Consider the following 10,317-nt stretch of genomic DNA (forward strand, 5'->3'; position numbering starts at 1 on the left):
TGGGAGGACGGGCGGGTTCCGCCTCTCAGTCGCCGCCGGGGGCAAGGGAGTTGCCGTACCGCTCGGCCAGTTCGGCGACCGTGCGGGCGATGCGCGAGCGCAGTTCGTCCGGGGCCAGCACCTCGATGCCCGTGCCGAGGCGCAGGAACTCGGCGTGGGCGTGCTCGACGGACTCGATGGGGACCGTCGCGCGCGTCCAGCCGTCCTCGTCTGTACGCCCCTCGCGACGGACCGCCTCCCCCGCCGGGCCGGTGAGCGTCGTCCCCGGGGCCAGTCGCACCACCGCCTCACCGCGGTACAGCCGTGCATGGAAGTCGCGCTGGTACGCCGCCCAGTACGCGGCCAGGTCGAAGTCCCCGGGACGGGAGAACTCCTCGTCACCGATGGCGAGTTCGAGGATCTGGTCGACGCGGAAGGTACGCGGTCCGGGCCCGGCCACGACGTACCAGCGCCCCGCCTTCAGGACCAGCCCGTACGGCTCCAGGCGGCGCTCCACGTCGGTGGGCTCGCGCCAGCGGCGGTAGAGGACGTGCAGCACGCGGGAGCTCCAGACGGCGTCGGCGACGGCCGGGAGGTACGGGGTGTCGTCGGCGTCCGCGTACCAGCCGGGGGCGTCCAGGTGGAAGCGGCCGCTGATCCGGTCGGCGTGGCGGCGCAGCTCCGCGGGCAGGGCGGCCCTGACCTTCAGCTGGGCCGCGGCCAGGACGGAGCCGAGGCCCAGCTGGGCGGCGGCGCCCGGGGCACCGGCGAGGAAGAGCGCCTCGGCCTCGCCGGTGGTGAGGCCGGTGAGGCGGGTGCGGTAGCCGTCGAGGAGGCGGTAGCCCCCGGCGTGGCCCGCGTCGCCGTACAGCGGGATCCCGGCGGCGCCCAGGGCCTCCACGTCCCGGTACACCGTCCGCACCGACACCTCCAGCTCCTCGGCGAGCTGGGCGGCGGTCATCCGGCCGCGGGTCTGCAGCAGCAGGAGGAGGGAGACGAGTCGGCTGGACTTCACTGACACATGGTGTCAGTGAAGCGGCCTTAGCGTCCCGCCATGCCCTTCACGGAGAAACACCTGACCGTGCCGCCGCCCGTCGAGGTGGCGGGACGGTGGGTCAAGCGCTACCACGTCACCGCCGACCCGGCGGGCATCGCGCCCGAGGTCGAGGAGACCGCCTACCGCTTCCTGCCCACGCTGCTGCCGAAGCCGGACGGCACCGCGCCGGCGACGTTCGTCGTCCTGCACCGGGGCGGTGACGACGGCGCCTATCTCAACGCCTACAGCTGGGTGTGGGACAACGTCCTGCACTTCGGGGGCGCGGCGGCGGGCCAGCCCGTCCTCGGCTGCCCGGACGACGACCCCACGCACTTCGTCCAGACCGGCAAGCCATGGATCGGCTGCGTCTGGGAGCTGCCGCCGATCCTGCACGAACGCGACGCCTGGGTGCGCCACATGCTCGCCCCCGCCACATCCGACCTCGACGCCTACCTGGCCGACTCCCTGCCCGAAGGAACCACTGGAGACCGCGCATGAGCAGCCCGCACGACTTCGACTTCTTCCACGGCGACTGGGAGGTCCGCCACCGCCGCCGCACCGGCTTCCTCGACCCGGACAGCGCCTGGACGGAGTTCACCGGGACCAGCCGCTGCCGGCCGCTGTTCGACGGGGCCGCGAATCTCGACGAGGTCGACATGCCCGTCCTCTCGGCCAAGGGCGCGACACTGCGGCTGTTCGACCCACAGGCCGAGCGGTGGTCGCTGAACTGGGCCTCCAGCGTCACCGGGACGCTGTTTCCGCCGGTCTTCGGCCGTTTCGAGGGCGGACGCGGCGAGTTCCACGGCGACGACACCTACGACGGCAAGGACGTCCGCGTGCGGTTCGTCTGGTCGGGCGTCTCCGCCACGACGGCCCGCTGGGAGCAGGCCTTCTCCGTCGACGGCGGGGAGACCTGGCTGACGAACTGGACCATGGACTTCACCCGGGCTTGCGGAACGCCCGCAGGCTGAAGACCGGGTCGGGGCGCGGCCGGTCCTGGTCGGGGAGTTCCGCCAGCCGGGTGGCGAAGCCGTCGGCGAGCGGGTCGCCGGGCGGCAGCGTGACGAACCAGCCGCGTCTGAGGTCGGCCACCGTACGACGGGGACTGCGGCCCTGCCCGTGCCCCCGGAAGCCGGCCTGCCCGGCCGGGACCAGGCCGTGCTCGGCGGCGCAGGACACGACGTCCGCCGCCGCGTCCCGGACCGGACTGGGCGGCCGGGAGGACAGGACGACATCGATGTCACTGCCGACGTTGTGGGAGGCGGCCTTGTCGACCGTGGTGACGTAGACCCCGCCGGGCCGCAGCACCCTGGCGCACTCGCCGACGATGGTCCGCACATCGGCCGGCCCGGCGGCCAGATGCAGCAGCCACACGCTGCTGACGGCGTCGAACTCCCCGTCCCGGAAGGGCAGCCGTCTGCTGTCGGCGAGCACGACCGCACCGGGCAGCCGGGCGGCGGCCTGCCGGGCCATCGCGAGGGCGAGGTCCACGCCGGTCACCCGCATGCCGTCGCGCGCGGCCGCCAGCCGCCGGGTCACTATGCCGGTGCCGCAGCCGAGGTCGAGCAGGCTGCGCGTCCGAGGCGGTACGAGGCTCAGCACCGCTTCCGCGGCGGCGGCCGCCCTGGGCTCGCCGCCGCGCGAGGCGTCGTAGCGCTCCGCTTCCTTGTCGTAGTCGAGCACCCGGTCAGTGTGCCCCGTGCCCGGGGGCCAGGTCCTCCACCCTGCGGGCGAGCTCGAAGTCCTTCGCGGTGACGGCGCCGCCCGCGCTGTGCGTGTGGACGGACAGGGAGACCGTGTTGTAGCCGAGCGTGAGGTCGGAGTGGTGGTTCAGCTCCTCCTGGACCTGGGCGACGTGCACGACCATGGCCGTCGCCGCGAAGTGCGAGCCGAGCCGGTAGGAGCGGGTGAGGCGGTCTCCGTCGAGTGACCAGCCGGGCAGCTCGGCCAGCCGGTCCTCGACCTCCTTCTGCGACAGCGGTTCGACGGGCATGGGCTGCGCTCCTTCCCTTGCGCCGGGGTCCTCGGTGTTCTCTCAGCCTGCCACAGCGGGGCGCCCGGGACCCTGGTCAGAGGCGTGCGGCTGTCGGGCACGGCCGGTTCTCGACTACGGTCCTGACATGACCACTCACCCGTCCACGGCCGACCAGGGCGTGGGTCCGCTGCTGCGGGCCTGGCGGGAGCAGCGCCGGGTCAGCCAGCTGGAGCTGGCCCTGCGCGCGGACTCCTCGGCCCGGCACATCAGCTTCGTCGAGACGGGCCGGTCCCGGCCCAGCGAGGAGATGGTGCTGCGGCTGGCCGAACATCTGGACGTCCCCGTCCGGGAGCGCAACGCGCTGCTGCTGGCGGCCGGTTACGCCCCGCGCTATCCGGAGACGCCGCTGGACGACCCGGCACTGGACGCGCTGCGCGAGGGCATCGAGCGGCTGATCGGGGGCTACGAGCCGTATCCGGCGCTGGTGGTGGACGCGCTGTACAACGTGGTGGCGGCCAACCGGGGGATCATGACGCTGGTCGACGGGGTCTGCACGTCCCTGCTCGAGCCGCCGCTGAACGCGATGCGGCTCGCCCTGCACCCGAAAGGGCTGGCCCCCCGCATCCGTAATCTGCGCGCCTGGCGCGGTCACCTGCTGGAGCAGATGGAGCGGCAGATCGCGCTGCACCGCTCCGAGCCGCTGCGGGAGCTGTACGAGGAGGTGGCGGCGTATCCGGTGCCCGAGGAGGATCCGGATGCCGGGCCTCGGGAGCCCGCGGAGCCGGTGCCGTACTTCGCGCTGCCGCTGCGGATCGAGCACGAGGGGCGGACGCTGTCGTTCATCTCCTCGATCTCCACGTTCAACACCCCGATGGACGTGACCGTCGCCGAGCTGGCCATCGAGACGCTCCTGCCGGCCGACCCGGCGACAGCCAAGTACCTTCAGTCGCTGCTGTCCTGACGCGCCTTCAGTGCCGTGTGCTGGAGGACGGCGAACCCGGCCACGGTCAGGGCCTGGAGCACCGTCCACACCGCGCCCGGCGTGCTCGGCGTGAGCCACAGCGCCAGGGCCGCGAGGCTCACCACCGTCCAGACGAGATTGGCCTCGACGACGGCCCGCACGCCGAGCGCCGGCGGCCGCCGGCGGGAGGCAAGCAGTGCGACGCCCGCGGCGTAGGCGGCGAGGAAGGCGCCCAGTGCGAGCAGCAGCGTGGAGTCGACGCCGAGGAAGCGTCCGAGCGGGCCGGGGAACGCGAGGTAGGCGAGGGCGTTGGCGCCGGTCACCACGGCGTCCAGGGCCAGGAAGCGGCGCAGCATCGACTGCGGCTCGGAGGTCCGGGCGAGTGCGGCGAGCTGGATCGCGGACATGGGACATCACCCTCCGTCGGGTCATGGTGCGGCTGGGAACCGGGTCCCGGGCCGGAGTGCGCCGGCCCGGGACCCGTTACGTTCACGATCCCGTTCCGGCGGCGCCCGGTCGATTACCCGCGGGGTAATGCCCCGGCGGCACGTCCTTCTCCCGTGATCTCCACACCGTCGGCCCTGTGAGACCGTCAGCGGAACGTGACAGACTGAGCGCGGGCTTGGGCACGTTGGGGAGGCGTGGCGTGAGTGAACGGCGGGCCGCACCGACCGTGGGCCAGGTGGTGCTGGGCAAGCGGCTGCAGGAGCTGCGCGAGGCGGCGGGCCTGAGTCGTGACGAGGCCGCCCGGGTGCTGCGGGTCGCCCCCGCGACCGTCCGGCGGATGGAGACCGCCGACGTCGCGCTGAAGATCCCCTACGTGCAGATCCTGCTGACCGCGTACGGCGTGCCCGAGGACGAGGTGAGCGCGTTCGTCGACCTCGCCGAGGAGGCGAACCGGCCGGGCTGGTGGCAGCGGTTCCACGACGTGCTGCCGGAGTGGTTCAGCATGTACGTGAGCCTGGAGGGCGCCGCCCGGATCATCCGCTCGTACGAGCCGCACTTCGTGCCGGGGCTGCTGCAGACCGAGGGGTACGCGCGTGCGGTGCTGCAGGCCGGCACCATCGCGAACGCGGGACCGGAGGCGGTGGAGCGGCATGTGTCGCTGCGCATGGAGCGGCAGCGGCTCCTGGACCGGGAGAACCCGCCCCATCTGTGGGTGATCATGGACGAGACGGTGCTGCGCCGCCCGGTGAGCGTCGACGGCCGGGTGATGCGCGACCAGCTGGACAAGCTGCTGGAGTACGCCGCGCGCGACCGGGTCACCCTCCAGGTCGCCGAGTTCAAGGACGGCCCGCATCCGGGGACGTACGCCCCGTTCTCGCTGTTCCGGTTCGCCGAGCCCGAACTGCCCGACATGGTCTTCACCGAGTATCTGACGGGCGCGCTGTACCTGGACTCCCGCAAGGAGGTCTCCGCGCATCTGGAGGTCCTGGACCACATGACGGCCCGGGCGGGCTCGGCACAGCGCACGGAGACGCTTCTGCGGGAGTACCGCGAGGGCTTCTGACCCGTACGGGCCCTGTCGGCGGGTGTCCTCCCCGGCTCGCCCCTAGCGTCGGCATGACGGTGCAGGCAAGGGAGCGCACGCGAAGGAGGTCCGATGCCCGGATTCGAGGTGCTGTACCAAGCTGCCGCGCTGTGCCTGATGTATCCCGACGACGACTTCCGCGCCCGGCTGCCGCTGCTGCGCGAAGCCGCCCCACAGCTGAGGGAGTTCGCCGACCACGCGGCCGTCACCCCGCGCCGGGAGCTGGCCGCGCACTACGTCGAGGTCTTCGAGGCCGGGCAGGACCACAGCCTGTACCTGAGCGTCTGGCGCGAGGCGGCACCGGCGCCCTCCGAGGAGGTGTACCGCGCCCACGGTCTGGAGACCACCGGCGAGGAACCGCCCGACTTCCTGCCCGCGGTCCTGGAGTTCGCGGCCCGCACGGGCAGCACCGAGCTGCTCACGGAGCACCGCGACGGCCTCGACCGGCTCCGGGCCGGGCTCACCGACTTCGGTACGCCCTACGCGACGGTCCTGGACGCGGTGTGCGCGACGCTGCCGCCGGCGCACCACGGTCCCTAGGACGGCCGACGGCGGTCCGGCCTACGCGGCGCCGCCCTTCTCGTCCCGCTGGTCCTTCTCCTCGTCCACGATCTCCGCGTCGACCACGCCCTCCTCTTCCTGCCCGGAGCCGGAGGCTTCCCCGGTGGGTGCCTGCTGGGCCTGGGCGTACATCGCCTGGCCCATCTTCTGGCTGACGGAGGCGAGTTTCTCGACGGCGGTGCGCAAGCCGGCCGTGTCCGCCTGCTGCTCCAGCTGTCCCTTCACGCCGGTGACGGCCGACTCGACCTCGGACTTGGTGTCGGCCGGGATCTTGTCGCCGTTGTCGCGGAGGAAGTTCTCCGTCTGGTAGACGAGTTGCTCGGCCTGGTTGCGGGTCTCGGCGGCCTCGCGGCGGCTGCGGTCCTCCTCGGCGTACTGCTCGGCCTCGCGCATCATGCGGTCGATGTCTTCCTTGCCCAGCGCCGAGCCGCCGGTGACGGTCATCTTCTGTTCGCGGCCGGTCGCCATGTCCTTGGCGGAGACATGCATGATGCCGTTGGCGTCGATGTCGAAGGCGACCTCGATCTGCGGCACGCCGCGCGGTGCCGGCGGCAGGCCCGTCAGATCGAAGACGCCGAGCTTCTTGTTGTAGGCGGCGATCTCGCGTTCGCCCTGGTAGACCTGGATGCCGACCGAGGGCTGGTTGTCGGCCGCCGTCGTGAAGATCTCCGAACGCCGGGTCGGGATGGTCGTGTTGCGCTCGATGAGCTTCGTCATGATGCCGCCCTTGGTCTCGATGCCCAGGGACAGCGGGGTGACGTCGAGCAGCAGCACGTCCTTGACGTCGCCGCGCATGACGCCCGCCTGGAGCGCGGCACCGAGCGCCACGACCTCGTCGGGGTTGACGCCCTTGTGCGGCTCCTTGCCGGTGAGTTCCTTGACCAGCTCGGTCACCGCGGGCATCCGGGTCGAGCCGCCGACGAGAATCACGTGGTCGACCGTGGAGAGCTTCACCCCGGCGTCGTCGACCGCCTGATGGAAGGGCGCCTTGCACCGGTCGAGCAGATCGGCGGTGAGCTCCTGGAACTGGGCCCGGGTCAGCTTCTCGTCGAGATGCAGCGGCCCTTCGGCGGAGGCCGTGATGTAGGGCAGGTTGATCGTCGTCTCGGTGGAGCTGGACAGCTCGATCTTGGCCTTCTCGGCGCCCTCGCGCAGCCGCTGCACGGCCATCTTGTCGTTTCCGAGGTCGACGCCGTACTGGCCCTTGAAGCGCTTGACGAGGTAGTCGACGATCCGCTGGTCCCAGTCGTCGCCGCCGAGGTGGGTGTCGCCGTTGGTGGCCTTCACCTCGATGACGCCCTCGCCCATCTCCAGGAGCGACACGTCGAAGGTGCCGCCGCCGAGGTCGAAGACGAGGACCGTCTGGTCGTTCTCCTTGTCCAGCCCGTACGCCAGCGCCGCCGCCGTCGGCTCGTTGATGATCCGCAGCACCTTCAGGCCCGCGACCTCACCGGCCTCCTTGGTCGCCTGCCGCTGATGGTCGTCGAAGTAGGCCGGGACGGTGATCACCGCGTCGGTGACGTCCTCGCCGAGGTAGGACTCCGCGTCCCGCTTCAGCTTCTGCAGCACCCGGGCGGACAGCTCCTGCGCCCGGTAGCGGGTGCCGTCCACGTCGCCCTGCTCCGGGAAACGCCAGCTCGCGTCGCCCATGTAGCGCTTGACCGAGCGGGCGGTGCGCTCCACGTTGGTCACGGCCTGCCGTTTGGCGACCTCCCCCACCAGCACCTCGCCGTTCTTGGCGAACGCCACGACCGAGGGCGTGGTTCTGGCCCCCTCCGCGTTGGCGATGACCGTGGGCTCACCGCCCTCCAGCACGGCCACCACCGAGTTCGTGGTCCCGAGGTCGATCCCGACCGCTCGTCCCATCGCCGTCCCCTTCCGTCAGGGCACTCCCCACTCACTCCCCAGTCTCCAGCACAAAACTTGAGTACGCCGTTGTCAATGCCGCGTAGGGGTGATCGGCCCGCGCAGGGCCACGGCTCGCCGGGGCCGGTCGGTGACCAGTACGTCCACGCGCGGGTGGGCGAGGAACGCCCGCATCAGGGTGTCGTCGTTGACCGTCCACACCATGGTGAACAGGCCGCGCCGGGTCGCCTCGCGCAGCACGGTGGTCCTGGCCAGCCGCTGGTGCACGGCGACGCCATGGGCCCCGCAGGCGCGGATCCGGCGGGCGGGGAACAGCTCGCTCAGCCGGGTCCCCGGCAGCCGGGCCAGGGCCAGGTCACTGCGGTCGCGCCCCAGGGACAGCGCGGTGCGCACCCCGGGGAAGGCCCGTGTCACGGTGGCGAGGGAACGGTCCTCCAGCGTCGTCACGACGAGTCCGTCCGTGCCGAGCAGGGTCACCGCCCGGTCGACCACCTCCCGCTCGTAGCCCACCTCCTTGAGGTCCAGGTGGGCCACGAGTCTCCCGGCGATCAGTGCCATGACCTCGTCCACCACGGGCACGTCGTATCCGGCCCGCTCGCTCAGCTCGGCGTGTGTGAGCCGGGACAGCGGCGGCCCGGTGGGCCCGACCCTGGGGTCGTGGTAGACGACGAGGACACCGTCGGCCGTGCGGCGGATGTCGAACTCGACGTACTCCGCGCCGGACTCCAGCGCGTCCTTGTAGGCCTCCCAGGTGGCGGCGTCGGCGCGCTCGGAGCCGCCCCGGTGGGCGGAGACGGCGGGGCGTGGCGTCATGGTCGGGGGCTCCCGGAGGGCGGGCGTGGGGGTGGTACGGACACGGCGTCGTCGGACGTGGGCAGCAGGGAGCCGGAGCGGGTGCTGATGCGTCTGAGCAGGACGTATCCGATCACGACGAGGACGACGAAGGGGAGCCAGGCCAGCGCGTAGGCCGTTCCGTAGGCCCGCAGGTCGAGGATGGAGCGGTGGTCGTCGACGTCGGTGCCGTTCACGCCGAAGAAGGCGAGCAGCAGGGTCGGCGGCAGGGCGATCAGTGTGGCGGCGGCGACGAGGCCGGACACGGTGCGGTCGCGGCGCTCGTCGCGCTCGGCGAGTTCGGCGTCCAGGGCGGCGGAGCGGGCGCTGATCACCGAGGTCAGGCGCTCGACCATGCGGGCCGAGTTCTCCAGGCTGTCGCGGATGCCGAGGGCGTCGCGCTGCGAGGACTGGAAGGCCTCCATCACCATCTCGGGGATCAGCAGGCTGTCGACGTAGGCCTCGACGCCGAAGGCGAGGTCCAGCTGGAGCTCGTTGACGCCCGCGGACAGCCGGGAGATCAGGGAGCGGATCTCGGTGGGCGAGTCGGTGAGGGCCTGCTCGTTGGCCTTCATCATCGCGAAGGCGGCGAGCCGGGTGCGCTGGAGCACGGCGAGGGCGGAGACCATGCCGACGGCGACGAGCATCAGGCCGTTCTCGACGTGCGGGGCCCAGCCGGCCTGGACGGAGACGCCCCGGCCGAGGGCGGACAGGGTGAGGCCGTGGTTCCTGAGGTGCGGCGCGAGGCTCGCGTCGTAGGGCGTGGCGGGGTTCCAGGGCATCCGGCCGCGGTAGACGATCTCGTTCAGCAGGATCGCCTTGCGGGCCTCGTCGGCGCTGAGCAGTTCGCGTTGTAACCGGCCGCCGGGGAAGACGAGTTGGTGCACGTTCTGGCCGAGGGCGAGGGGGCGGCCGAGCTGCTCGGTCAGCGTCTGGACGAGCGGGCGGTCGTCGAGTTCGATCCGCTCCCGGTCGAAGCAGGTCGTGGCCAGCCAGGCGGCGAGGTCGCCGGCCGTGGTCTCGCCCGCGAAGGCGCAGTCCACGACGAGGGTGGCGTCGCCGCGCGGGGTGGTGACGACCAGGATCCGCAAGGAGGCGAGCCCCAGGCCGTGGTCGCCGTGCGGCAGCCGCAGCCGGCGGGGCGCGACCTGTTCGTCGAGGACCGGGACGGGGAGCACGTCCTGGCTCGTCATCAGGTGCGAGGCGAAGCGGCCGTAGTCGTAGCGGTCGACGAGGGCGCCGAGGCCGGTGTCCTCGGGCCGGAGTCGTCCGGAGAGGCTGAACAGCAGCAGGACGCGGGTCCGGTCGCGGGTGGCGGAGTCGAGCACCGTCGCGTTCGGGGAGGTTCCCGGCAGCATCGCGTTCCTTCCGGCCCGTCGGTTCCGATGCGTCTGGTCCTACCCCGGCCGCGGGTGGCGAACCGACGACGTCGCGGGGGGGGGGGGGGGGGGGGGGGGGGGGGGGGGGGGGGGGGGGTGGGTGGGGGGGGGGGGGGGGGGGGGGGGGGGGGGGGGGGCGGGGGGGGGGGGGGGGGGGGGGGGGCGGGGGAGGACGCACCAGAAACGAGCAGCGAATGG

12 protein-coding genes are annotated in these 10,317 nt (G+C 72.4%); 5 read left to right on the forward strand and 7 right to left on the reverse strand.

Translation table 11 applies throughout. From position 1 onward, the window contains the following. Positions 1-25 precede the first annotated feature (25 nt). Complete coding sequence (locus tag AC07DF_RS35670; protein WP_478980740.1) at positions 26-994, reverse strand: helix-turn-helix transcriptional regulator; 969 nt, start codon at positions 992-994, stop codon at positions 26-28. Positions 995-1,033: 39 nt separating this feature from the next. Between AC07DF_RS35670 and AC07DF_RS35675 the strand changes: the two genes are divergently transcribed. Together AC07DF_RS35675 and AC07DF_RS35680 are read left to right on the forward strand one after the other, a co-directional pair. Beyond that, positions 1,034-1,513 carry a hypothetical protein gene (locus AC07DF_RS35675; RefSeq protein ID WP_478980742.1) on the forward strand — a complete coding sequence of 160 codons (480 nt, stop codon included), beginning with the start codon at positions 1,034-1,036 and terminating at the stop codon, positions 1,511-1,513. Continuing rightward, a complete protein-coding gene (locus AC07DF_RS35680) occupies positions 1,510-1,986 on the forward strand; it encodes a hypothetical protein (protein WP_478980744.1) in 477 nt (158 codons plus the stop codon). Before AC07DF_RS35675 ends, AC07DF_RS35680 begins: the two co-directional genes overlap by 4 nt. Here the strand turns inward: AC07DF_RS35680 and AC07DF_RS35685 are convergent. Together AC07DF_RS35685 and AC07DF_RS35690 are read right to left on the reverse strand one after the other, a co-directional pair. Next, complete coding sequence (locus AC07DF_RS35685) at positions 1,955-2,698, reverse strand: class I SAM-dependent methyltransferase (RefSeq protein ID WP_478980746.1); 744 nt, start codon at positions 2,696-2,698, stop codon at positions 1,955-1,957. The two genes, AC07DF_RS35680 and AC07DF_RS35685, sit on opposite strands and share 32 nt — an antisense overlap. 4 nt (positions 2,699-2,702) lie before the next feature. Then, positions 2,703-3,008, reverse strand: a complete 306-nt coding sequence (locus AC07DF_RS35690) for a 4a-hydroxytetrahydrobiopterin dehydratase (RefSeq protein WP_478980748.1) — start codon at positions 3,006-3,008, stop codon at positions 2,703-2,705. A 127-nt stretch (positions 3,009-3,135) separates the two neighbouring features. On the opposite strand from AC07DF_RS35690, the gene AC07DF_RS35695 reads away from it, so the two are divergent. Further along, positions 3,136-3,951, forward strand: a complete 816-nt coding sequence (locus tag AC07DF_RS35695; protein ID WP_478980750.1) for a helix-turn-helix domain-containing protein — start codon at positions 3,136-3,138, stop codon at positions 3,949-3,951. Here AC07DF_RS35695 and AC07DF_RS35700 read toward each other — a convergent pair. Then, positions 3,933-4,358, reverse strand: coding sequence for a hypothetical protein (locus AC07DF_RS35700; RefSeq protein WP_478980752.1), 426 nt, complete (start codon positions 4,356-4,358; stop codon positions 3,933-3,935). The genes AC07DF_RS35695 and AC07DF_RS35700 overlap by 19 nt on opposite strands. Positions 4,359-4,597: 239 nt before the next feature. Between AC07DF_RS35700 and AC07DF_RS35705 the strand changes: the two genes are divergently transcribed. Both AC07DF_RS35705 and AC07DF_RS35710 read left to right on the forward strand, forming a co-directional pair. Further along, entirely contained in the window at positions 4,598-5,461 is an 864-nt protein-coding gene (locus tag AC07DF_RS35705) for a helix-turn-helix domain-containing protein (protein WP_478980754.1), read from the forward strand. 93 nt (positions 5,462-5,554) lie between these two features. After that, positions 5,555-6,022 (forward strand): nitrate reductase molybdenum cofactor assembly chaperone, encoded by a 468-nt coding sequence (locus tag AC07DF_RS35710; protein ID WP_478980756.1) that lies wholly within the window; start codon positions 5,555-5,557, stop codon positions 6,020-6,022. A 21-nt stretch (positions 6,023-6,043) separates the two neighbouring features. Here AC07DF_RS35710 and dnaK read toward each other — a convergent pair whose 3' ends face one another. The 3 genes from dnaK to AC07DF_RS35725 form a co-directional block, all read right to left on the reverse strand. Further along, positions 6,044-7,909: a molecular chaperone DnaK gene (gene dnaK / locus AC07DF_RS35715; RefSeq protein WP_478980758.1), complete on the reverse strand. Its 1,866-nt coding sequence runs from the start codon at positions 7,907-7,909 to the stop codon at positions 6,044-6,046. Positions 7,910-7,981: 72 nt separating this feature from the next. After that, a complete protein-coding gene (locus tag AC07DF_RS35720) occupies positions 7,982-8,722 on the reverse strand; it encodes a glycerophosphodiester phosphodiesterase family protein (protein ID WP_478980760.1) in 741 nt (246 codons plus the stop codon). Beyond that, positions 8,719-10,098, reverse strand: coding sequence for a hypothetical protein (locus tag AC07DF_RS35725; protein WP_478980762.1), 1,380 nt, complete (start codon positions 10,096-10,098; stop codon positions 8,719-8,721). Before AC07DF_RS35725 ends, AC07DF_RS35720 begins: the two co-directional genes overlap by 4 nt. Between the last annotated feature and the right edge of the window lie 219 nt (positions 10,099-10,317).

The organism is Streptomyces sp. NPDC044719 (assembly GCF_056433405.1).

What these genes read in the sequence shown, in the direction of transcription:
- AC07DF_RS35675 (WP_478980742.1), top strand. Translation starts at nt 1,034, where the DNA reads ATGCCCTTCACGGAGAAACACCTGACCGTGCCGCCGCCCGTCGAGGTG.
- AC07DF_RS35680 (WP_478980744.1), top strand. Translation starts at nt 1,510, where the DNA reads ATGAGCAGCCCGCACGACTTCGACTTCTTCCACGGCGACTGGGAGGTC.
- AC07DF_RS35690 (WP_478980748.1), bottom strand. Translation starts at nt 3,008, where the DNA reads ATGCCCGTCGAACCGCTGTCGCAGAAGGAGGTCGAGGACCGGCTGGCC.
- AC07DF_RS35695 (WP_478980750.1), top strand. Translation starts at nt 3,136, where the DNA reads ATGACCACTCACCCGTCCACGGCCGACCAGGGCGTGGGTCCGCTGCTG.
- AC07DF_RS35700 (WP_478980752.1), bottom strand. Translation starts at nt 4,358, where the DNA reads ATGTCCGCGATCCAGCTCGCCGCACTCGCCCGGACCTCCGAGCCGCAG.
- AC07DF_RS35710 (WP_478980756.1), top strand. Translation starts at nt 5,555, where the DNA reads ATGCCCGGATTCGAGGTGCTGTACCAAGCTGCCGCGCTGTGCCTGATG.
- dnaK (WP_478980758.1), bottom strand. Translation starts at nt 7,909, where the DNA reads ATGGGACGAGCGGTCGGGATCGACCTCGGGACCACGAACTCGGTGGTG.
- AC07DF_RS35720 (WP_478980760.1), bottom strand. Translation starts at nt 8,722, where the DNA reads ATGACGCCACGCCCCGCCGTCTCCGCCCACCGGGGCGGCTCCGAGCGC.
- AC07DF_RS35725 (WP_478980762.1), bottom strand. Translation starts at nt 10,098, where the DNA reads ATGCTGCCGGGAACCTCCCCGAACGCGACGGTGCTCGACTCCGCCACC.